This is a genomic window from Acinetobacter sp. ANC 5414, from assembly GCF_013004295.1.
GTDB lineage: Bacteria > Pseudomonadota > Gammaproteobacteria > Pseudomonadales > Moraxellaceae > Acinetobacter.
On record NZ_JABERM010000001.1, the window covers coordinates 346432 to 368316 of the forward strand.

The following is a 21885-nucleotide window of genomic DNA, read 5'->3' on the forward strand; positions in this document are numbered from 1 at the left end:
TAAGATTTGGACATTGAATGTTTGTCTAAACCTGATTCCCGATACCGTTAAATAAATGATGAATATGTCTATATCAATCTCTATGCAAGCATTATGCGTAGTTTTTTAAAGAAAAAAAGTCTTGTATTTTCAGAAAGCGACACACCTTGTCGCAACATTATTTTGTCATTACATTTTTTTATTTTTAACTTTTTCTGGAAGTGAGATGGGCACGGACTTGCCGTGTCATTACAAAAAAACAGCGCCTTAAACGCATTAAAAAAATATTTTTTCCGAACCGATTGATTGTTGTTTTTATCGGCAATCCAAGTCGACCGTTCATCGTGTTTTGACTCTTTTTACAACAAAAAACGCGACATCAATGTCGCGTTTTGTCAATAAACTTCAATAGTTAACTAGGATCGTTAAGCACGACTCAGGTCTTTATCATGCACACCTAGAAGGTATAACACACCATCTAAACCTACGCTTGAAATGGCCTGATTTGCATTTTGGCGCACCAAAGGTTTGGCACGGAATGCCACACCCAAACCGGCAATTGACAGCATCGGCAAATCATTCGCGCCATCCCCAACAGCAATCGCTTGTTCAAGGGAAATGCCCATTCGTTCAGCAAGTTCACGCAGTAAAAATGCCTTACGTGCTCCATCGACAATATGACCTTTAACTTCACCGGTAACGATGCCATCTTCAACATCCAGGCAATTGGCATGCACTTCATCAATACCCAATTTTTCTTGCAGGTATTCAGCAAAATACTGAAAACCGCCTGAAAGAATAGCCGTTCGATAACCCAATGCTTTCAAGGTAGAAATTAGGCGTTCTGCACCTTCTGTAACGGTTAAGCGTTCTGCAATTTGAGGTAAAACAGAAGCATCCATCCCTTTTAACAAGGCTACACGGGCACGGAAGCTTTGTTGGAAATCAAGTTCACCTTGCATCGCCCGTTCAGTAATTTCAGCGACTTGCTCCCCTACTCCGGCTTCAATCGCCAACTCATCAATTACTTCCTGTTCAATCAGAGTCGAGTCCATGTCAAAGCAGACCAAACGGCGGTTACGACGGTAAGCATTATCTTCTTGAACTGCGACATCGACATTAAGTTCAGTCGATAAACGTAGGCAAGCTGCACGCATTGCCGTAGCATCCAGCATTTGTCCTTTCAAACCAAATTGTACGCAAGAGCGTTTTGGTCCATCGGCTTGACCCGTTAGCTTTGGACGTTCCGACAAACGCGTTACGGTTTCAATATTAAAACCTTGGTTAGACACAATATTGGTGACTGCTTGTAATTGTGATGCAGTTAATTCTGGTGCAAGTGCAGTTACGATATAACGGGTCTGCCCGCCCTCGCTGACCCATTGATCATATTCTGAGGTAGAGATTGGTTTAAAGCGCACAGTTAAACCAATATCATGTGCTAGAATCAAGATCTCCTTCATGGCTAATGCTGTAGCAGTTTGGTCATCTGACGAAACAACAATACCTAAAGTCAGTTGGTTGTGGATGACGGCTTGTCCAACATCCAAAATTTGTAAGGAATGTACGGACAATACCTGCATTAATCGTGTAAATTGATTAGGCTGGTCTGGTCCCAAAAATGATATAAGAATGATTTCTCGCATGAATTGACTCGGATCTGAGCTACAACTATTGTAAGAATCATAATCGAATTTGAATATAAATGCCTTGGAAGTTTACGTTGAATGCGCCTAGACAAGGGCTATTTGCTAGCCTACTGATTGTAAGTTTTGCTTTACACACCTTTTTACTGGTACTTGCGACAACGCATCAGCTGAATGCAAATCGCGCCAGTCAAGGACAGCTGATGACCACGCAACTGGTCACAGACAGTCTATCCGAGCTTGAACCGGCCAATACGGTGTCATTGGCCTTATTGGCCGAGCGTTATGCAACCAACCCGAGTGTTGCCTCTATTCGTATTTTAGATGCGAATAATCAGGTACTTGCAACAGGTGGTTTAACCAAGACCCGTCAAGGTGAAGTCTTTGTTCGTGAAGCACTACAAAATGAAAAGAAAGTCGGCACCATTGAAATCACTTTAATCCAATCCAGTATTGGAGAAATTTTACGGACCCAATGGCTGGCAATTTTATTATCGCTGATGATTCACGGCCTATTATGGTTAGCCTATCGCGCGATTGCCCGTCCAAGTCGAACTGAATATTTGGCGCGTATCAATAATGAATCACGTCTCAAACATGAAATTCAAACCTTGACCCAGGCCTTAGAACAAGAACAACATAATGCTGCTGTTGCAGTGGCTCAAGCGCAGCATAATGCCCAAGCAAAAACCAAAATTAAAGAATCTAAACCTGTCGTCCTTGATGACAACTGCGTTGCATTGAATATTCAGTTTTATGATCCAAAACAACTTCTGGATTCGGTCAATAAAACGGTATCTGTTCCTTATTTCAATTTATGTCAGATTTTCCTGAATAAAACGACTGAATTGTGTGTTCAACACTACAAATTAAACAGCTCAGATATTTCAACCGTACATAAATTTGATGAACATGGTGCAACCATTAGCATGTCGGTAGAAACACCCAATGCAGTGCAATGCTTGGTAATGATCAGTACTGTGTTCCAGTTATTGTCAGATGTGTTGTACAAACGCTATCGCGAAGAAAAGCGCTTTGTTTTACAAACCCGTAGTGCAATTTCAAGTCATGTCGAGGCTATGCAGCTGACGCCAGTGCAAGCTGCAGAACGTCTGGTTCAACAGTTGGCGGCAAAAGAAAGTGCGATTCATTTACCAAATGAATTACTCAAAGATGTTTCCGACCGTTACCAGTTGGTCAGCATGCCAAATCCAACCAATGTGCTGACCCGTCATGCCTTTATGATGAACGGGATGGACAGTGAAGTGGCAGAATTGGCACAGACGTTCAGAACTGAAATTTTAAAAGCTAAACAGTCCAAAGCTTCTTAAAATGGATTCATAAAAAAGCCGAGCTGATGTGCTCGGCTTTTTTTTCGTCTATTTAAAATAGAGATTTCATTAAACCGCTATTTCATTTTATTGGCTTTACTGGCCCAATACGTCGCCAATGCGGGTCCTGAAATATTATGCCATAAACTAAAAATAGCACTCGGCACAGCAGTAATCGGCGATGCCGCAAAATGCACCGCAGCCAAAGCGACGCCCAAACCTGAATTTTGCATGCCAACTTCTATGGCAATGGCTTTACTGTCAGCATAAGGCAGCTTAAATAGTCGACTTGCCCAGAAACCCAATAAATAACCTAAACCATTGTGTAACGCGACTACAGCTAAAATCAGTAAACCTGATTCCAAAATTTGCGCCTTACTGCCCCCAATAATGGCCGCCACAATGGCAACAATCGCAATCACGGAAATCAGTGGCATCACTTGAATATAAGCATCCACTTTTTGTTTTAGTACTGAACGAACAATTAAACCCAAAATAATCGGAAACAGTACAACTTGCAAAATTGAACCCAGCATTGACATGGCATTAATTTCAATCCATTGGCTGGCTAGCAGATAAAAAATAGCAGGTGTCAACACAGGTGCTAAAAGAGTCGAAACCGAGGTACAGGCAACAGATAAAGCGGTATTGCCTTTAGCCATATAGGTAATCACATTCGATGCTGTTCCACCCGGACAACACCCCACCAATATCACACCAATCGCAATTTCGGGTGGCAACTGAAATAACTGACACAACAGATAAGCCAGTCCCGGCATCACCACAAACTGTGCGACCACCCCAATCACAACCGCTTTGGGACTTTGTAATACTCCTTTAAAATCATCCACGGTCATGGTCATGCCCATTCCGAACATGATGATCCCCAGCATCCAGATGATATAAACTTTAAGCCAGACAAAAGCTTCGGGCACAATTAAAGCAATACCGGCAAATAGCACCACCCACAGTGCAAAGGTTTTTTGAATAAATTGCGTAAAGCGCAAAAAAGCTGACATGATTCAATCCAATATTTATTCTAGCATCTGGGTTAAATGTTACCTTCTACAACAAGCACAGAGAAATTATTCAGGATTACTTTCGCCTAACTGCACACTTTTTGATGCCGCTTGCTGAATAATATCTTTGACCAAAATACGTTTTACCCCTGCTGTGAGCATATCTTGCCAGGCATGTTGCAATGAACCATCGAGGTCAATGCCCTTGGTCGCATCAGAAACCACATAAGCCTTAAAGCCTAATTTACAGGCATCCATCGCCGTCCACGCCACACAAAAATCTGTCGCAATGCCGACTATAAACACCGTATCAATGCCACGTTCTTTTAAATAACCGGCTAAACCGGTTGAGGTTTTCTGATCCGCTTCCATAAAGGCAGAATAACTGTCGATATGCGCATGGAAACCTTTGCGAATAATCAATTGTGCACTGGGTAAATTTAGATCTGGATGCAGTTTGGCATCTGGCGTGCCTTGAACACAATGCGCCGGCCACAACACTTGAGTTCCATACTCTAATTTGATGGTTTCAAATGGCTGTTTACCCGCATGATTTTCAGCAAATGAAATATGATTTTCTGGATGCCAATCTTGGGTAATCACAATATTGTCAAAACACTGCGCCAATTGGTTAATGTTTGGAATGATCTGATCTGCATGGGCCACAGCTAAATTACCCCCTGGGGTAAAACCATTTTGTACATCTACTACAATCAAAGCGGTATTTTTTTGCATAATTCGCAGTCCGTTATTTGCGTGTTGTCATTTTTGTTAAGCATATAACAAAACAAATTGCAGTATTGAAGCTTGAGCTTAAAAATAAAATGACTGCTGATTTAAATAATAAAGCGATTTGCGCAAATTCGATGCCATGCCTTTTGGATGCTAGGTATGTCCTATACTAGGCATGATTCAAAGTAAAGAGAATAATTTTTAATGCACTTGTAAATAAATAATAAAAAATAAAAATTTAGTTAAAAAAATAGCCCGCAATCTGCGAGCTATTTTACCCATCAAAAAATTAAGCTTGCGTTTGTAAGCGGCGAACCAGAATCAACATAAATACGGCTGAAATCACGATACAAGGAATGGCTGCTGAGATTACCCCTGCTGCTCCAAAACCTGCGGCAAGTAACTGACCTGCAATTGTCGGCCCAAGCATTGCGCCAACACGTCCTACGGCTGAAGCCATACCAACGCCTGTTGCACGCACTTCTGTTGGGTACACAATACTACCGAAAGCATAAAGTACACCTTGGCAACCAATAACGAATGCACCAACCAATGCCGAAGCCATATACATTTGCGTCAATGAACTTGCTGCATTCAAGCAGAATAAACCTGCCAAAATACCACCGTACATTAAGATGATCACATAGGCTTTTTTCCAGCGATCCGTCAGCATACCGAGCACGATCGTACCGATTGTTGCACTGACCATGAAGAAGAATTGTGCAGTACTGCCCTCTTTACGGCTAAAGCCCAGTTCCATAAACAATGAAGGCAACCAGCTCAACATGATGTAAACCACCATCAAGGTGAAGAAGTAGCTCACTGAAATTAAACAGGTTCGCATCAAGTTCTGGCTGTTGAATAAATCTTTAAAAGAACCTTGAGTTGTGACCGTAGTTGTTTCAGCAGTATTTTGCGCTTTTAAGAATTCACGTGATTCTGGTAAGAATTTAATCATGATTGGAAGCACAATAATCGGCAGTAAACCGCCTAAATAGAAAATATTTTTCCAATTTGAACCAAAATCTAAACTCGCAATATAGGATAAAACTGCTGCACCTACAGGCATACCGCAATACATCAAACCCACAGCACGACCACGGCTTTCAGGTTTTACTGCTTCGGAAGCCAGGGTAATCAGGTTTGGCATTGCCGCACCTAAACCTGCACCCGCTAAAAAACGAACCAGTAAAAGGCTGTTAAAACTGTTTACCCATACGGTACATAAGGTAAATACAGCAAATACTGCAACCGACCAAATCAGGACCTTTTTCCGCCCGATACGGTCTGAATATCGGCCACCAATCAGCGCTCCAGGTAATAAACCCAGAATCCCTGCGCTAAAAAACACCCCCAATTGAGAACTATCTAAGCCAAAAGATTCACGAATACCGGCTGCTGCAATACCTGCCGCTTGAATATCCAATCCCTCAATCACCGCAATTAAAAAACAAATCGCGACGGTAATGACGGAATGTCTGTTATCTGATCTTTCCATTGGAAAATCCTTGTTCAATCAGTGTCCAAAATAGAGCGCCATCATCCATGAGTCTGGAAATACACATAACTACCAATAAGTGGAACAATCCACAATTTACGGATAAAAATAATAGATATTTAACGTTTTTAAATGCAATAACTTATAGTCGCAAAAACACTTAATCTGGCTTTGATCTGGGTGGAAAAGTGAACCATACAATAATGATTTCAATCCAAGAGCGTCTGCCCATCGCAAAAGTGCAGCAATCTATTTATAGTTTTAACTAATTATTACCCAAGTTTTCAATGATGATATTTGTCGTTTAAATTATTGGTTTATATAGCTTTAAAGTCTATGCTTATCTTTATTAAATCTTAAATCCTGATGTTTTTACCCGGAATTACCGATGTAATTGGCTTTAAAGCACTTTTATGACAGCTTTAACGGCACTTTTGAGTTATAACAAGTAGGCAGTTACAACGATGCTGATCAAAATTTTAGTGAACCCAAATTTAAAAAACCTGACTTTTGTATTGTTCAGTAAATTTTTCCATTGCTTTTCATAAAGTTTTTATATGGTTTGACTAAAGCATATTGTTCTTCATCGTTTGTTCGTTCATAATTTGCATAAGCATTATTCAATTACGCTTAATCGTAGTGAAATTGCTATAAATCAAAATACGCACCCATCCAAATTTATGTTTTTCTACCTCAGCCGGATGGACAAATAGGATATTTTTTCAAAATGACTCAGCAAGCACAGATCATCCAAGGTTCAATTGTCGCAATCGTCACTCCGATGTTTGAAGATGGCAGCGTAGATTGGAAGGGTCTAGAAAAGCTCGTTGAGTGGCATATAGCACAAGGTACCAATAGTATTGTTGCTGTAGGCACAACTGGTGAAGCTTCGACCTTAAGCATGGCAGAACACACCAAAGTCATTGCCGAAATCATTCGTGTAGCCAACAAACGTATTCCTGTGATTGCAGGTACGGGTGCGAACTCGACCCATGAAGCAATCGAACTCACCAAAGAAGCCAAAGAACTGGGTGCCGATGCAGCACTCTTGGTCACACCTTATTACAACAAACCTACACAAGAAGGCTTATATCAGCATTATAAAGCTATTGCTGAAGCCGTTGATTTACCACAAATTCTTTATAATGTACCGGGTCGTACTGGCGTCGACATGTTAAATGAAACAGTGATTCGCCTTGCCGACATCCCGCAAATTATTGGGATTAAAGATGCAACCGGTGATGTACCTCGTGGTCAAGCGCTTATTGAAGGATTACACGGTAAAGACATGACCGTTTACTCTGGTGATGATGCGACTGCATACCAGTTGATGGGCTTGGGCGCAAAAGGCAACATTTCTGTGACTGCCAATGTGGCACCGAAAGAAATGAGCGAAATCTGTGCTGCCGCACTTGCAGGTGATGCAGAACGTGCTGAAGCTTTAAATAATAAAGTTGCAAATTTACACAATATTCTATTTTGTGAATCCAACCCAATTCCTGTGAAATGGGCACTTCATGAAATGGGATTAATTGGTACCGGTATTCGCTTACCATTAACTCCTCTTGCAGAACAATATCGTACACCGTTGCGTGAAGCACTGAGCGCTTCTGGTGTCATTAAATAAAGAGCACAACACTATGCAATTACGTTTTGGTTTAACCCTTGCACTTTCAGCATTCAGTTTAGTGGGTTGTAGTTCAATCGGAATCAGCAATGGTTCACTGGATTATAAAAATACTGCAACCTCTGAACCCCTGAAATATCCTGAAGGCTCAATGGTTCGACCTGCAACGCCATTGTATCCGTTTCCGACGGTTGACCCACTTGCGATTGAGCATGCACCCAAGCTTGAAAATAAACGTGGCAACCGTTTTGCTTTACCTCGTCCTGACAAAGCTCAGGCAAATGTGCCAACAGATCGCCAAGATGACAGCACAAATGTCAGTCGTCCACAATTAGTACGTGATGGAAATCAAAATCCATTGCTCAAAATTGATGGAAATTCTGCTACAATTTGGCAGTACACACTTGCTACCCTCAGCAGCCTTAACTATACCATTGTTGGTCAAAGTAAAAATCGTTACGAAGTAACCATTAAGGTCGATCAACAGATCTATGTATTAAGACTGACATCTGTAGGAACAAGCAACAACATCGCTGTGTTCAATGCCGATAATAGCTTTGCAGACCAAGAAAAAGCTGCAGAACTATTAACCCAGATTTACCAAAATTGGCCAGCCTAGTCGTACTAGGCATTTTTTTTTGAAAAAGGTTCCCCCATGTTGAAACAAACCTTGCTCTATACTGGTAAAGCGAAATCTGTTTATGAAACAGACAGTGCAGATCACCTCATCCTAGTCTTCCGTGACGATGCATCTGCATTTAACGGCGAAAAAATCGAACAGCTGGATCGTAAAGGCAAGGTGAACAACCGTTTTAACGCCTTCATCATGGAAAAATTGGCTGCTGCTGGCATTGAAACTCACTTTGAAAAACTTCTTTCTCCGACTGAAGTTTTAGTGAAAAAATTGAAAATGGTTCCTGTTGAATGTGTTATTCGTAACTACGCAGCAGGTAGCTTGTGCCGTCGTTTAGGCGTGGAAGAAGGTAAAGAACTTGTTCCGCCTACTTTCGAATTGTTCTTCAAAGACGATGCACTTGGCGATCCAATGGTCAACGAATCTCAAGCGATTGCTTTGGGTTGGGCGACTGCTGAACAACTTGAACAAATGAAAGTACTGACTTATCAAGTAAACAACGTACTTAAAGATTTGTTCGACAAAGGCAACATGCTGCTTGTTGACTTCAAACTTGAATTTGGTGTATTCCACGACCGTATTGTTCTTGGTGATGAATTCTCTCCAGACGGTTGCCGTCTATGGGACAAAGACACCAAGAAAAAACTCGACAAAGACCGTTTCCGTCAAGGTTTAGGCGGTGTTGTTGAAGCTTATGAAGAAGTAGCGACACGTTTAGGTATCGACCTTTCTGATATCTAATCAGTACGCCGATTCAAAAAACCGAGCCTGATGGCTCGGTTTTTTATGCTCCATTAAATCGTAAAAATAAATGTTACTAATAAAAATGATCGTTTTTACATTATTAAGTTAAGCCCGTAATATAATTTGTATACCAAGCAACATCGGAATTGAATCTTCCCTTGATACCTTGCCGAGCAGATTCCTGTTTACCCTCTAGGATGTATCTCCCCTAAGACATCCTATTTTCCGCCCAACTCGCCCTGAGTTGGGCTTTTTTTTATTGCTGCTGTTGTTCCTGCTGCCAGCGACGTTGCTGAAGTTTTTCACCTTCCACTTCACGTTTATTCCGCGCAGATTCATACAACTTGGTGCCTTTCAATTCAGGTGGCAAATACTCTTGCAAGACAAAATGCTCTGGGTAATTGTGCGGATAAAGATAATCCACGCCATAGCCCTGCTCTTTCATCAATTTGGTTGGTGCATTTCTTAGATGCAATGGCACCGGTAAATTCGCGGTTTTTTCAGCTAAATCTAAAGCCTTGTTAATGGCTAAATAAGTACTGTTACTTTTGGCACTGGTTGCCAAATACACTGCACACTGCCCCAAAATAATACGACATTCCGGCATACCCACGGCTTGTACCGAACGGAAACATTCTCCGGCAAGAAGCAGCGCATTCGGATTTGAGTTACCAATATCTTCAGACGCTGCAATCAGCATACGGCGTGCAATAAACACTGGATCTTCGCCGCCTTTGAGCATGCGTGCCATCCAATATAAAGTCGCATCCGGATCGCTACCGCGAATGGACTTAATAAAGGCAGAAACCAGGTCATAATGCTGCTCGCCCGATTTGTCATAACGGGCAATATTTTGCTGTGCGACTTTCACTACAATGGCATTGGTAATGATATTTTCAAGTTCTGGTTCAAAGGTGCTGGCAATGAGATCCAAGAGGTTGAGTGCCTTACGTGCATCTCCGGCAGCAAATTGAATCAGTGCTTCATATTCTTCAATTTGAATAGATCGTTCTTTTAAAAAAGCATCATTTTTCAACGCTTGATCCAATAGAGTCCGAATCGCATCGGCATCTAAAGCATTCAGGCTATAGACCTGACAACGTGATAACAACGCACTATTCACTTCAAAGGAAGGGTTTTCTGTGGTTGCACCAATCAGCGTGATTTTGCCCTTTTCCACTGCATTCAATAAGGCATCTTGTTGTGACTTGTTAAAACGGTGAATTTCATCAATAAACACCACAGGTTTGAGTAAATCGCCACTTTCAGCAATGATTTCACGGAGTTCTTTCACTCCGGTATTCAAGGCAGATAAACTGACAAAAGTTCGATCAACCGCCTGCGCAAGAAGCAAAGCAATGGTGGTTTTTCCGACTCCCGGTGGTCCCCAAAAAATAATCGAGGGTAAATGCCCTTGATCAATCATTTGGCGTAAAGGAGCCTGATCACCTAATAAATGATCTTGACCAATAATTTCTGATAAATCACGCGGACGAAGCCGTTCAGGAAGTGGAATATGACTATCTGACATCTTGTTATTTCTTGAGTGTGCTTCAAACAAGTCTACTATGTAATTTTAATATCGCGTATTTCAATTGAATTGTTTTACAAAAAAATCATACTGTTTTTTTTAAAGAATGGGCAATATTATTGATCATTATTGTGCCTATTGTCTGAATTTACTTTTAAATAGAACCAAGTAGATTTACTGTGATAGTCAATATTAAGAAAAATATGCTTAATAATTCCACTTTATTTATGAAGTACATAATCATTGCGTGAAATGCATCACGCTTTTTAGCATTTTGGTCGTTTTTAATGGGTGAGCTGCATGAAATATATTTTCAAAAACAAGCCAGTACCGCTTACACAGAATTTTAAAATTAAGCCAGATCACCCCACTCAAGCCAATAATGCTCAATTAAATACAGAAAATTTATTTCTTCAAAATGTATTAGATCAATTACCGCAACTCATCTGGATAAAAAACAAACAAAATAAGCATTATTATAATCAAGCGTTTTGTGGCTATCTTGGTATGGCTCCTAATCTATACGACACTGCTGATTGTAAAAAATTCATCCACCCTGAAGATTTCGAACATTTCAGTATTCTTTGGCAGCAAGCCCGACCAACACAACAAAATTTCGAAAAAGAATGCCGGATTAAACATCATGAAAAGGGATATCGAGTGTGTTTGATTGCCGTGCAACATCCGCAAAATTTAGACAATACTGAATGGCTGATGACAGCAACCGACATTCACGATCACTATTTAAAGCAATTTGAACTGAATCAACAAGTTCATGTACAAAGCAAAATGCTCGATGCCAGTCTGGATTGCATTAAACTTTTGACACCCGATGGACGTGTTAGCCATAGGAATCGTTCAGATGGTCTGCCTTTGAGTGTATCATTCAGTGAAAAAAAGTTTGGTATGCCTTGGCTCAACTTATTGCCTGACAATGTTCAAAATTCAGGACAACAGGCTTTGACTCATGTTGCAAAAGGTAAAAATGCACGCTTTGATGGGATGAGTGCAATTTCAGGTCAAACACCACAATATGGGGATAATATTTTAACCCCAGTGCAAAATGAAGATGACTCAATACAAAACATTCTCTGTATCGATCGAGATATGAGCCAACAAAAAATTGCTGAAAAAAGCCTGCAACAATTCATCGAAACAGATGAATTAACCTGTTTATATAATCGTCGTGCATTTAATAAAATTTTCAAAAAGACCATTCAAAATGCACGCCAACAAAACCAATCCATCGGCTTTTTGCTGATTAATTTAGACTATTTCAAGCATATCAATGACACTTTAGGACATATCGCCGGCGATCATTTACTCCAGATCTTAGGTCAACGTTTCAGTGGTTGTTTTAAAGATGAAATCGTTGTTGCACGCCTAGGCGGGGATGAATTTGCCATTATTGTGCCTCATCTGACCGATGAAGCTGAATTATTCGAAATTGCAAAAACAGCTCGGCAACAGCTGGATATCCCGATTTGCTATGCAGGACAATATATTAATGGCGGGATGAGTGTCGGCTGTGCCATTTATCCTCGCGATGCACAAAATAGTTCAAATTTACTGCGATGTGCAGATGTAGCATCTCAATGATCTTAAAATCAGCGGTCGCGGTGGTATCCGAATGTTTAAGAACGCCATGTTCCAGAGCATAGAGCTCACCACCAAACAGCTCTCGCTCGCCCGAGCCATTCTCCACAGTGATAAGATTATTCCCTTCTATCAACCCAAAGTCAGTCTGAAATATGGAACGGTCACTGGCTTTGAGGCTTTACTGCGCTGGTATGATGCGGAGGATCAAATCCAACTTCCTGCACATATTTTCTCCGCTTTTCAGGACTATGAACTGGCAACACGCATCAGCGAGACCATGCAGTTAAAAGTATTTAAGGATATGACCCAATGGCGTGAATCTGGACTGGAACTTTTACCCATTTCAATCAATGCCGCACCGGTCGAATTTTTAAGAGATAACTATGCAGAAACGCTGTTAAACAGACTCGCTCAGTTTAATATTCCCCATGAAATGGTTGAAATTGAAATTACCGAGCAAAGCCTTTCAAAACGTGGCTCTGACTATGTTGTTCGCGCATTGGGGCTATTAAAATAAGCGGGTATTCGCATTTCATTAGATGATTTTGGTACCGGACATTCGTCTTTAACCCGCTTAAGAAACTATCCGGTCGATTGCCTTAAAATAGATCGTCACTTTATAGAAAACATTCACGACGATCCTTCGTCACTGGCTATTGTCAAAGCGATCAGCCAAATTGGTGCCAGCATTTCCCTAGAGATATTGGTTGAAGGTATCGAACATTTAGCACAAGTGGATGCGTTGAAAGCATGTGATTGCCATACTGGACAAGGTTTTTATTTTTATCGTCCCATGCCATCTAATGATGCCACTCAACTGTTACAAGCTGTGATGATAGCTCAAGCTTAAGCCGCAACTATATGATCTAATCTGCTCGAAAAATAACGGGTTATGCGGTAACTTTTACCTTATTAAGGCCACATAGTTTAGAAGTGATAGCCAAACAGACATTTTTGAAGTTATTGAGCCAACCAGATTAACGCACCCAACGGACAATATATTCCTCAAGATCCTCTTCATTAACGTCGACTTCTGAAATACAGCGTCCTGCTGCCGACTTTTTCGCTTTAATTATACTTTCACGTGTACCTGTATTTAGATAATGCCAAGACGGTAATTTCTTGCCTTCTTTTAAGCGACGGTAAGCGCAACTCGGTGGTAGCCAGTGAATTTCAGCTAATTTTTCAGGCGTCAGTTGAATACAATCAGGAACATAGTCAAGACGCTGTGCATAATTGCTGCAACGCGCTGTTTTGCAATCTAAAAGTTTACACGACACCTTAGTATAAGCCACTTCGCCGAGTTCTTCATCTTCTAGTTTGATCAGACAACATAAACCACAACCATCACAAAGCGCCTCCCACTCGGTAGGATTCAGTTCAGCTAAAGAATATTTTTTCCAAAATTCCGGACGTAATTGTTCAGTCATAAAACTAAAAAACAAGAGAAATTAGCCATTATTATAACGTGTTCAAGTTCACAATGTATGGATGTTATTTTTACTTTGAATCATATATTTACTGTCAAAGTGAACATTTTTTAAACACAAGCATAACAGTTTAGGAATTTCTAAGCCCTATACTAAATCTACTTTGAAAATAACAACACACGGAGAACGCTTATGTTTCGTTGGGCGATTATTTTTGCAGTGATTGCACTTATAGCCAGCCTACTAGGTTTCGCTGGTGTCGCAGGTTTATCTAAAGATTTTGCAATTATTTTGCTCGTCATTGCGGTTATTTTAGCAATCGTCGGCTTCCTTTCCCGAGGAAAAATATAATTACTCATCTTTAAACAACATATTCCCTTTAAGTAAAAGAGCCTAAATAGGCTCTTTTTCATATTCAAATTTTATCTTTTGAAGGATAAAAAACCTGAATTAAATTGAGCAAAAATTAAAGTAATTTTCACCCATTTAATTCAGGTCACCATTCCAAGATTATTCTAATATAAAAAATAAATTCTTGATCTGTTGATTATGGTCTTAAGTGACGTGGTCTAAACCCTGTTGCGAGCAGACCAAACGCATAAGCCAAAACACCGACCACGCAAAGTCCAATGACTTCGAAAATACGAATCCATTGCGATACATCGCCATTATACCAAGTCAAGGCATACCAAAGTGCTGCAATCATGGTGGCATTGGCGATGGCAAACTGGAGGAAAAGTTTTTTCCAGTGTGCTCCAAAACGGAAAATATTGCGTTGGTGCAGATAGAAATACAGCATCCCGGCATTCACCAGTGCAGAACCTGAAGATGCCAAGGCCAAGGCCATATGTTCTGCTTCCCAGTGGATCAGTTTAAAGAAGCCAATAAAGATCACGTTTAAAATCGCATTGGCTGCAACTGCCATTAAGCCTACACGTACGGGGGTTCGGGTATCTTGCTGTGCATAAAAACCCGGCGCAAAGACTTTAATCAACATGAAGGAAATCACCCCGGCACTCATACATTGCAAAGCCAATGCCGTCATTTTCGTATCTTCAAGGGTGAATTGCCCGCGTTGGAACAGGGCTTGAATGATTGGAGTCGATAACATGAACAAGGCAATGCTGGCTGGAATACCGACCAGCATAATCACTTTTGCAGCCCAGTCGATCATGCCACGGAACTTGGACTGATCTTGTTCAGCATGACGTGCAGAAAGAGAAGGTAAAATCACCGTACCAATCGCAACACCAATTAAGCCTAAAGGCAATTCAGTCATACGCTCCGCACTGTATAACCAAGACACTGAACCATCTTGCATAAAGGATGCCCAGATGGTGTTCAGCAGCAAATTGATTTGCGTCACCGATACACCAAATAATGCCGGAAGCATCAATTTCATGATGCGATCGACACCTTCGTGTTTAAAATCAACTTTAGGTGGAATCAGCAGATTTTTTCGCCATAGCTCCGGGATTTGAATCGCCAGTTGCAACACACCTGCAGCCACGACCGCCCAACCCAAGGCCTTAATCGGTTCGGCCATATACGGCGTTAACCACCATGCCCCGGCAATCATGGTGACATTCAGTAAAACTGGCGCAAAAGCAGGGGTCGAAAATGAACCATAACTATTTAAGATACTGCTCGCAAAAGCAGTCAGTGACATGAATAACAAATATGGAATGGTCAGCCGGAACATGTCGGTTGCTAAGGCAAATTTTTCGGGATCACTATGGAAACCCGGTGCATAGATATACATAATTGCCGGTGCAGCAATCATCGCAATAAAAGTCAGCAGGGTCATAAAGGTTGCGAGACAACCAAATACCCGACTAATCAGAATTTGCACTTCAGCATGGGTTTTCGTGGTTTTATATTCAGTTAAAATGGGAATAAAAGCTTGCGAAAATGCCCCTTCGGCAAACAGCCGCCGAAAGAAGTTCGGGATACGAAAGGCAACTACAAAGGTATCGAAATCTTTACCTGCACCAAACACATTCAGCAAAACCACATCTCGGACTAAACCCAAAACCCGAGACAACATGGTCATTGCACTGACAATAAAGGTCGACCGCCACAGCGCCATCGTTTCCACCCAGTATTAAAATAAGTCGCTATTGTAAAGAAACTCGACAGGAATTTCGTTGTTAAATCTTAAAGTCGAGCAGCTATTGATCTGCTTTGCATTGTTGTATTAATGCTCTGGTTTTTGGCCAATCGAAATATGGACCCGGATCGGTTTTACGTCCTGGCGCAATATCCGAGTGCCCGGCCAAATGTTGTAATATCTTCGGATAGGCTGCCTGTAATGTAGCAATGACCTCTGCCAATACGCTGTATTGCACATCTTCAAAAGGCTGGTCATCGCTGCCTTCAAGCTCAATGCCAATCGAATAATCGTTACATTCTTTTTTGGCTAAATAGCTCGAACGTCCTGCATGCCAGGCGCGATCATTGAAATTCACGAATTGCAAAACTTCGCCAGTGCGCAAAATTAACAGATGGGTAGACACCTGCATCCCTTCAATGGTCTGAAAATAAGGATGCTTTGACCAATCCAGCTGATTTTGAAAAAACTGTTCAATATAGCCGCCACCAAATTGTGAGGGAGGCAAACTGATGTTATGCACCACCACCAACTGAATTTCGGTGTGTTCGGGACGTTGATTATAGTTCGGGGATGGTACTTGCCTTGCACCGATTAACTGACCATCGATGACCTGAAAAGACGGTGCTTGTTGCATATTCCTATCCTGAGTCTTATTTTCGCGTAAGTAGATGATTTTAGCGCAATCCTAAAACTTTAAGCTTAAAATCTCAAATTCCAGAGATAAAAATCCGTGGAAAACACATTTCTTTTAAATGAACAATGCTAATATAACGCGCAATTTTCATGGGCTAAAAAAGATACGGAATTCTAATGAGCATATCTCAATCTTTGTTGGAACACGCAATCCAGATCAATATTCAACAGGCTTTACAAGAAGATATTGGCGAGGGTGATATCACCGCTTTATTAACTCCTGAAGATGAGCAAGCCAATGCCACCATCATTAGCCGTGAAGACATGGTGCTGGCCGGGCAACCTTGGGTCAATGCCCTCATTCAAGCTTATGATGCCAATGTGCAAGTGATCTGGCTGAAAAATGATGGCGAGCGCGTACAAGCCAATGAAGCCTTTTTAAAATTAGCCGGTTCGGCACGCAGCTTACTCACTGTTGAACGCCCTGCACTGAATTTTGTACAAACGCTTTCTGCAGTAGCCACGAAAACAGCTGAATATGTAAAACAATTAGAAGGTTTAAACACCAAATTGTTAGATACCCGTAAAACCCTTCCCGGCTTACGTATTGCGCAAAAATATGCTGTCGCCATTGGTGGCGGTCAAAACCATCGTCTCGGTTTGTTTGATGCCTTTTTGATTAAAGAAAACCACATTATGGCCGCGGGTGGTATTGCACAAGCAATTGCCAAAGCACACAACATTGCACCGGGTAAGCCTGTAGAAGTTGAAGTCGAAACTTGGGATGAACTGAATCAGGCTCTAGAGGCTCATGCCGATATCGTAATGCTGGATAATTTCAGTCAACAACAAATGATTGATGCGGTGAAGCATGTTGCCGGTCGTTGCAAGCTGGAAGCTTCGGGCAACATCACCATTGAAAATTTACGTGAAGTAGCCACGTCTGGGGTCGACTATATTTCGATGGGTGTTTTAACCAAAGATGTCAAAGCAATTGATTTATCTATGCGCTTTAATGCTTAAGTCTGCTCAGTATCATTTTGCGGTTTAGATTTCGGTTCAGCGCTTAAATCCTGCATTTCACTGGAGGGTGTGTTCTGTTGCCAAGCGGATTGGATAGATTTTTGTTCTGAAGCTCGCGGATCACTGGTCATCAGTGCCAGAGTTACCACGGATACAACCAAGATGATGATATTTAACATCTAATGCTCCTGTAAATAATCATCAGTCTAGCCACTGAATATGAACTTGATCTTAAGCCTGCGTTTCGAAAGGGGCGGAAATTGCAGCCTTTTTGTATCCAGCTTTTGACTTATCCATAAAAAAACGCACCTTGAGGTGCGTTTTTTGTATCTTCAAATAAACAACTTACCAGCCTAAAGCTTCCTGTTGCTTTTTAATCAATTCTTGAATGCCTTTTTCAGCCAATTCAAGCATCTCGTTACACTGTGCACGAGTAAATGGTTTCTCTTCGGCAGTACCTTGCACTTCAATAAACTCACCTGCTTGTGTCATCACCACATTTAAGTCAGTTTGGCAGCTTGAATCTTCTTCATAACACAGATCCAATAACGCTTCATCTTTATACATACCCACAGAAATCGCAGCCACCAAGCCTTTAAGCGGATCTTGCTTGATTTTCTTTTTTTCAAGCAACACATTCATGGCATCAATCAATGCAACAGCCGCACCGGTAATTGAAGCGGTACGTGTACCGCCATCTGCCTGAATCACATCACAGTCGATGGTAATGGTGTTTTCACCCAATTTTTTCAAATCGACCATGGCACGTAGGCTACGACCAATCAGACGCTGAATCTCTTGAGTACGACCACTTTGTTTACCACGAGCGGCTTCACGGTCACTACGGGTATGCGTTGAACGTGGCAACATACCGTATTCAGCGGTTACCCAGCCTTGTCCCTTGCCTTTAAGGAAACGTGGAACTGAATTATCAATACTTGCAGTACAAAGAACTTTAGTATGACCAAATTCAATCAATACTGAACCTTCCGCATAACGCGTATAGTTACGGGTAATTTTTACGTCACGTAATTGATCTAAAGTACGTTGGTCGATACGCATAATGGGTTCTCTTTGGCTAAAATTCATTGCGGCTTAGTATAACAGAAGCAAGCTTGAAGGTTTTGCCGGGACATTGTCGATTGGCAAAAACCATAAAATCATGCTGCTTTTATTTAGCCATCAGTTGAATGAGATACCTATTATTTGCAACCTCACATCCATTTCTATTTCACTTTAAAAGCGAAATAAGGTTTTTAACTTTCGTTTGGATTGTTCAACCGATGCCGTCCAGGAATTCGGTAATGAACATTTGGCTAAACGCACCCAAACACTGCCAAACTGTTTCATGAAACTGGCTTCGTTATAGTTAATTCCATACTCTGCACATAAGGCACGAATTTTAGGTGCTGCTTCTGCATAACGGTTCGCAGGCATATCCGGGAATAAATGGTGTTCAATTTGATGGCTTAAATTACCACTTAAAATATGCAGCCATTCCGTTCCACTAAAATTACTTGATCCGCGAATTTGGCGTAAATACCATTCTGCACGGGTTTCATTTTCAGTATTGTCCAGTTCAAAGGTTTCTGCATCTTCAGTGAAATGACCATTAAAAATCACGGCTGATGCCCATAGACTACGAATCACATTGGCCACGGCATTACCCGCAAATACAGGGATAGCATTTGGACCGGCAATTAATGGAAAAAACACATAATCTTTGGCCACCTGACGTAGCGCTTTTTTACGGAATTTTTCAGAATCTGCCCAGACTTGTTTCCAGGTTTTGGTTTTATAGGCAATTGCATCTTCCAAGTGTAGGTTTTGCAAGCCCACATACCATTCAAAGAACACCATCAATTGAATGGTTAAAGGAATATTGAATAAAAAGCGCGGTTCCCATTTTTGCGACTCGCTGACACGAATTAAACCGTAGCCGACATCATGGTCTTTACCGACAATATTGGTATAAGTGTGGTGAATATAGTTGTGCGTGTATTTCCAGTCATCGCCTGTCGCCATGGTATCCCAGTCATAATTGGCACCGTTTAAAGTCGGATCATTGAGCCAGTCAAACTGACCATGCATCACGTTATGACCCAGTTCCATATTTTCGACGATTTTAGACAGACCTAATAAACCGGTGCCCGCTAACCACACTGGTGGAATCCAGCCACCAAACATCAACATTCCGCGTGACGCGATTTCGCTATAACGGACAAAATCACGAATTTTATAAATGTATTTGGCATCTTGTTCGCCAATGCTGTCCATAATTTCACGGCGGATCGCATCGATTTTTTGACCCAATTCAGCAATTTGTTCAGCACTCAAATGTTTTGATTTACTATCTTCTGGAAACTTAACTGACATATTCATTGTTTTTCTCCGAAGCGGAAATCAGGCACTGCTTTTGTGAAAAGTGCAAGAAATCGCTTAAATGCCCTAAAATTATTTTATTTAAAGATTAATCACGACAGGACTGACGGCTTGGCTAATACACAACTTAATTTGGGTATTGCTATCGTGGTCAATTTCACCGGTCAGCAGATTTTTGGTGGAGCCGCTCACTTTAGTACAGGTACAAGTGTTGCAAATCCCCATACGACAACCATGTGCCGGCTTCAAACCTGCCTGTTCAGCGCTTTCAAGTAAATTGGTTTTTGCTTCAAACTCTTGTTGTGCACGTAAGAATACCACCGGTTGTACTTGTGCATTTTCATCTACAACCACCTGAAAATACTCTTGTTTCAGTTGATTTGAAATACCCAGCTGTTGATAAATCTGGTTCAGGCTTTGCATCATGCCTTTGGCACCACAGGCATAACTTTGGCGTTTTTGGAAATCAGCGACCGTACTTTCAAGCAGTTCTACGCTTAAATGTTGTTTCTGTACAAGTGTATTAAAATGGTGGTAGTGGAACTGTGAGTATTGTTCTGATAATTGCTGTAATTCGCTATGAAAAGCATCATCACGGGTAAAGTACAGCAGATCAATTTGACTTACCTTTTGAGTGAGTGCCTGCTGTAATAGCGAATAGATCGCGGTGATACCGCTACCTGATGCCATTAATAGAATAGAATCTTGAGATGACGTTAATGTGAAATCACCCTGAACTTGAGAGATTTCCACCACGCTGCCCACCACCAAATGGGTTAAGGCATTGGATACTTTACCCTGACGTTTCACTGCAATCACGATATTGCCCGTCTCGGTGATTTTCACAATGGAATAACTACGTTGCTGACGAACACCTGCAATCACTAAAGTCACTAAAATACTTTGTCCAGCACGAAACGCTTTTGCATGAAAGTTATGATTCGGCTGAAGCTGAATTTGATAAAAGTCTTCACTCAGCATGTGTACGTCGACAATACTGGCTTTCACTTTTTTCCATGCCCAAACTGGATTCACTTTTTCAGCAATAAAATCGACAAAATCTTCTCGAATCCATTGCGGTTGGTACTGCATCACATGACTCATATGAGGTTCCTCTTTTTTATTGCTGGTTATTTATTTGAGTGAACAGGTGTTCTTATAGTGAACACTTGTACACTATAATTATTTTTCAACTCAGTCAACACATGTTCACTGACACTCGTCGTTTAATTTGTTTTTTTTTGATAGACTTCATGCAGAATTTTTTTAGGGTACTCGAATGTCGATACGGGATGAGCGTAAACAACAAAGCCGCCAAGCACTTTTGGATGCCGCGCTTGCTTTAAGCACGTCTGGACGTTCTTTTAGTAGTATCAGTTTGCGTGAAATCGCTCGTCATGTGGGGCTGGTCCCCACTGCGTTTTATCGCCATTTTCAAGACATGAATGAGCTGGGACTGGAATTGGTCGATCAGGTTGCCCTGCATTTAAAAGGCATTTTGCATCAACTTGGACAAGCCTATATCTATCAACCCAATACCAAAGCGAAAATCAGCCTAGACCTGTTTTTCCAGGCAGTTGAGCATAATCCTGAACCCTGGGTATTTATGATTGCCGAGCGTTGGGGTGGATCAGAAGTGATTCGTCAGGCCATTGCCCGGGAAATTAATTTTTTGATTGAAGATTTGGCCAATGATTTATGCAAAATGGAAACGGTACAGCACATCCGCAATGTACAAGACCTTCAGGTGATTTCTAATATTTTAATTAATTTATCCTTTACCTGGGCAATGAGCTGGATGGACATCAATCGTCACTATCAAGCTGAAGAACGCTTAGAACAACAAAAACAATTTAAATTACAAACCATGACCCAGGTGCATGTGATTTTCCGGGGTATCTCGAACTGGGATACTTCAAAGGCAATCACTGAGTAATTCACTCAAAATCAAACATAAAAAAACC

20 protein-coding genes and 1 pseudogene are annotated in these 21885 nt (G+C 41.2%); 9 read left to right on the forward strand and 12 right to left on the reverse strand.

Going from position 1 to position 21885, the window contains the following annotated elements:
• Positions 1-404: 404 nt before the first annotated feature.
• Entirely contained in the window at positions 405-1625 is a 1221-nt protein-coding gene (gene serB / locus HLH18_RS01700; protein WP_131272056.1) for a phosphoserine phosphatase SerB, read from the reverse strand.
• 77 nt (positions 1626-1702) lie between these two features.
• On the opposite strand from serB, the gene HLH18_RS01705 reads away from it, so the two are divergent.
• Positions 1703-2956: a hypothetical protein gene (locus tag HLH18_RS01705; RefSeq protein WP_171545608.1), complete on the forward strand. Its 1254-nt coding sequence runs from the start codon at positions 1703-1705 to the stop codon at positions 2954-2956.
• A 77-nt stretch (positions 2957-3033) separates the two neighbouring features.
• Here the strand turns inward: HLH18_RS01705 and HLH18_RS01710 are convergent, their stop codons facing one another.
• The 3 genes from HLH18_RS01710 to mhpT all read right to left on the reverse strand — a co-directional run bounded on the left by HLH18_RS01710 (position 3034) and on the right by mhpT (position 6205).
• Positions 3034-3975, reverse strand: coding sequence for a bile acid:sodium symporter family protein (locus tag HLH18_RS01710; RefSeq protein WP_171545561.1), 942 nt, complete (start codon positions 3973-3975; stop codon positions 3034-3036).
• Between the two features lie 66 nt (positions 3976-4041).
• Entirely contained in the window at positions 4042-4710 is a 669-nt protein-coding gene (pncA, locus tag HLH18_RS01715; RefSeq protein ID WP_171545562.1) for a bifunctional nicotinamidase/pyrazinamidase, read from the reverse strand.
• Positions 4711-4996: 286 nt separating this feature from the next.
• Entirely contained in the window at positions 4997-6205 is a 1209-nt protein-coding gene (mhpT, locus tag HLH18_RS01720; protein WP_171545563.1) for a 3-(3-hydroxy-phenyl)propionate transporter MhpT, read from the reverse strand.
• A 727-nt stretch (positions 6206-6932) separates the two neighbouring features.
• Here mhpT and dapA point away from each other — a divergent pair.
• From dapA to purC, 3 genes are read left to right on the forward strand one after another with little or no spacing between them, the layout of a single operon-like run.
• Entirely contained in the window at positions 6933-7832 is a 900-nt protein-coding gene (gene dapA, locus HLH18_RS01725; protein WP_131288447.1) for a 4-hydroxy-tetrahydrodipicolinate synthase, read from the forward strand.
• Positions 7833-7845: 13 nt separating this feature from the next.
• Positions 7846-8451, forward strand: a complete 606-nt coding sequence (locus tag HLH18_RS01730) for a lipoprotein-34 precursor (NlpB) (RefSeq protein ID WP_171545564.1) — start codon at positions 7846-7848, stop codon at positions 8449-8451.
• Between the two features lie 36 nt (positions 8452-8487).
• Positions 8488-9207 carry a phosphoribosylaminoimidazolesuccinocarboxamide synthase gene (gene purC, locus HLH18_RS01735; RefSeq protein WP_171545565.1) on the forward strand — a complete coding sequence of 240 codons (720 nt, stop codon included), beginning with the start codon at positions 8488-8490 and terminating at the stop codon, positions 9205-9207.
• 259 nt (positions 9208-9466) lie between these two features.
• On the opposite strand, the gene HLH18_RS01740 is transcribed toward purC, so the two are convergent.
• A complete protein-coding gene (locus tag HLH18_RS01740) occupies positions 9467-10741 on the reverse strand; it encodes a replication-associated recombination protein A (RefSeq protein ID WP_171545566.1) in 1275 nt (424 codons plus the stop codon).
• A gap of 300 nt (positions 10742-11041) precedes the next feature.
• Between HLH18_RS01740 and HLH18_RS15915 the strand changes: the two genes are divergently transcribed.
• Together HLH18_RS15915 and HLH18_RS15920 are read left to right on the forward strand one after the other, a co-directional pair.
• Positions 11042-12340, forward strand: a complete 1299-nt coding sequence (locus HLH18_RS15915) for a sensor domain-containing diguanylate cyclase (protein WP_250852348.1) — start codon at positions 11042-11044, stop codon at positions 12338-12340.
• A 46-nt stretch (positions 12341-12386) separates the two neighbouring features.
• Positions 12387-13190: pseudogene (locus HLH18_RS15920) on the forward strand (EAL domain-containing protein).
• 127 nt (positions 13191-13317) lie between these two features.
• On the opposite strand, the gene HLH18_RS01750 reads toward HLH18_RS15920, so the two are convergent.
• Complete coding sequence (locus HLH18_RS01750; RefSeq protein WP_171545567.1) at positions 13318-13770, reverse strand: YcgN family cysteine cluster protein; 453 nt, start codon at positions 13768-13770, stop codon at positions 13318-13320.
• 192 nt (positions 13771-13962) lie between these two features.
• Between HLH18_RS01750 and HLH18_RS01755 the strand changes: the two genes are divergently transcribed.
• Positions 13963-14121 carry a DUF1328 domain-containing protein gene (locus tag HLH18_RS01755; RefSeq protein WP_131288459.1) on the forward strand — a complete coding sequence of 53 codons (159 nt, stop codon included), beginning with the start codon at positions 13963-13965 and terminating at the stop codon, positions 14119-14121.
• 196 nt (positions 14122-14317) lie between these two features.
• Here the strand turns inward: HLH18_RS01755 and murJ are convergent, their stop codons facing one another.
• Entirely contained in the window at positions 14318-15868 is a 1551-nt protein-coding gene (murJ, locus tag HLH18_RS01760; RefSeq protein ID WP_171545568.1) for a murein biosynthesis integral membrane protein MurJ, read from the reverse strand.
• A 73-nt stretch (positions 15869-15941) separates the two neighbouring features.
• Entirely contained in the window at positions 15942-16517 is a 576-nt protein-coding gene (gene ampD / locus HLH18_RS01765) for a 1,6-anhydro-N-acetylmuramyl-L-alanine amidase AmpD (RefSeq protein WP_171545569.1), read from the reverse strand.
• A 176-nt stretch (positions 16518-16693) separates the two neighbouring features.
• Here ampD and nadC point away from each other — a divergent pair, with 176 nt between their 5' ends.
• The gene (gene nadC, locus HLH18_RS01770; RefSeq protein ID WP_171545570.1) at positions 16694-17539 is read left to right on the forward strand and encodes a carboxylating nicotinate-nucleotide diphosphorylase; all 846 of its coding nucleotides are present in this window, start codon (positions 16694-16696) and stop codon (positions 17537-17539) included.
• Here nadC and HLH18_RS01775 read toward each other — a convergent pair.
• The 4 genes from HLH18_RS01775 to HLH18_RS01790 all read right to left on the reverse strand — a co-directional run bounded on the left by HLH18_RS01775 (position 17536) and on the right by HLH18_RS01790 (position 21025).
• Complete coding sequence (locus HLH18_RS01775) at positions 17536-17718, reverse strand: ABZJ_00068 family colistin stress protein (RefSeq protein WP_171529710.1); 183 nt, start codon at positions 17716-17718, stop codon at positions 17536-17538. The genes nadC and HLH18_RS01775 overlap by 4 nt on opposite strands.
• Positions 17719-17884: 166 nt before the next feature.
• Positions 17885-18601, reverse strand: coding sequence for a ribonuclease PH (rph, locus tag HLH18_RS01780; RefSeq protein ID WP_131288469.1), 717 nt, complete (start codon positions 18599-18601; stop codon positions 17885-17887).
• 174 nt (positions 18602-18775) lie between these two features.
• Positions 18776-19921, reverse strand: a complete 1146-nt coding sequence (locus HLH18_RS01785) for a fatty acid desaturase family protein (protein WP_502708108.1) — start codon at positions 19919-19921, stop codon at positions 18776-18778.
• A gap of 81 nt (positions 19922-20002) precedes the next feature.
• On the reverse strand, positions 20003-21025 hold the full coding sequence (locus tag HLH18_RS01790; RefSeq protein WP_171545571.1) for a ferredoxin reductase: 1023 nt from the start codon (positions 21023-21025) through the stop codon (positions 20003-20005).
• Positions 21026-21200: 175 nt separating this feature from the next.
• Between HLH18_RS01790 and HLH18_RS01795 the strand changes: the two genes are divergently transcribed.
• Complete coding sequence (locus HLH18_RS01795) at positions 21201-21857, forward strand: TetR family transcriptional regulator (protein WP_171545572.1); 657 nt, start codon at positions 21201-21203, stop codon at positions 21855-21857.
• Positions 21858-21885 lie beyond the last annotated feature (28 nt).

What these genes read in the sequence shown, in the direction of transcription:
- rph (WP_131288469.1), bottom strand. Translation starts at nt 18,601, where the DNA reads ATGCGTATCGACCAACGTACTTTAGATCAATTACGTGACGTAAAAATT.
- HLH18_RS01750 (WP_171545567.1), bottom strand. Translation starts at nt 13,770, where the DNA reads ATGACTGAACAATTACGTCCGGAATTTTGGAAAAAATATTCTTTAGCT.
- mhpT (WP_171545563.1), bottom strand. Translation starts at nt 6,205, where the DNA reads ATGGAAAGATCAGATAACAGACATTCCGTCATTACCGTCGCGATTTGT.
- nadC (WP_171545570.1), top strand. Translation starts at nt 16,694, where the DNA reads ATGAGCATATCTCAATCTTTGTTGGAACACGCAATCCAGATCAATATT.
- HLH18_RS01730 (WP_171545564.1), top strand. Translation starts at nt 7,846, where the DNA reads ATGCAATTACGTTTTGGTTTAACCCTTGCACTTTCAGCATTCAGTTTA.
- HLH18_RS01755 (WP_131288459.1), top strand. Translation starts at nt 13,963, where the DNA reads ATGTTTCGTTGGGCGATTATTTTTGCAGTGATTGCACTTATAGCCAGC.
- HLH18_RS01775 (WP_171529710.1), bottom strand. Translation starts at nt 17,718, where the DNA reads ATGTTAAATATCATCATCTTGGTTGTATCCGTGGTAACTCTGGCACTG.
- pncA (WP_171545562.1), bottom strand. Translation starts at nt 4,710, where the DNA reads ATGCAAAAAAATACCGCTTTGATTGTAGTAGATGTACAAAATGGTTTT.
- purC (WP_171545565.1), top strand. Translation starts at nt 8,488, where the DNA reads ATGTTGAAACAAACCTTGCTCTATACTGGTAAAGCGAAATCTGTTTAT.
- ampD (WP_171545569.1), bottom strand. Translation starts at nt 16,517, where the DNA reads ATGCAACAAGCACCGTCTTTTCAGGTCATCGATGGTCAGTTAATCGGT.
- HLH18_RS01785 (WP_502708108.1), bottom strand. Translation starts at nt 19,921, where the DNA reads ATGAATATGTCAGTTAAGTTTCCAGAAGATAGTAAATCAAAACATTTG.
- serB (WP_131272056.1), bottom strand. Translation starts at nt 1,625, where the DNA reads ATGCGAGAAATCATTCTTATATCATTTTTGGGACCAGACCAGCCTAAT.
- HLH18_RS01710 (WP_171545561.1), bottom strand. Translation starts at nt 3,975, where the DNA reads ATGTCAGCTTTTTTGCGCTTTACGCAATTTATTCAAAAAACCTTTGCA.
- HLH18_RS15915 (WP_250852348.1), top strand. Translation starts at nt 11,042, where the DNA reads ATGAAATATATTTTCAAAAACAAGCCAGTACCGCTTACACAGAATTTT.
- HLH18_RS01740 (WP_171545566.1), bottom strand. Translation starts at nt 10,741, where the DNA reads ATGTCAGATAGTCATATTCCACTTCCTGAACGGCTTCGTCCGCGTGAT.
- dapA (WP_131288447.1), top strand. Translation starts at nt 6,933, where the DNA reads ATGACTCAGCAAGCACAGATCATCCAAGGTTCAATTGTCGCAATCGTC.
- HLH18_RS01790 (WP_171545571.1), bottom strand. Translation starts at nt 21,025, where the DNA reads ATGAGTCATGTGATGCAGTACCAACCGCAATGGATTCGAGAAGATTTT.
- HLH18_RS01795 (WP_171545572.1), top strand. Translation starts at nt 21,201, where the DNA reads ATGTCGATACGGGATGAGCGTAAACAACAAAGCCGCCAAGCACTTTTG.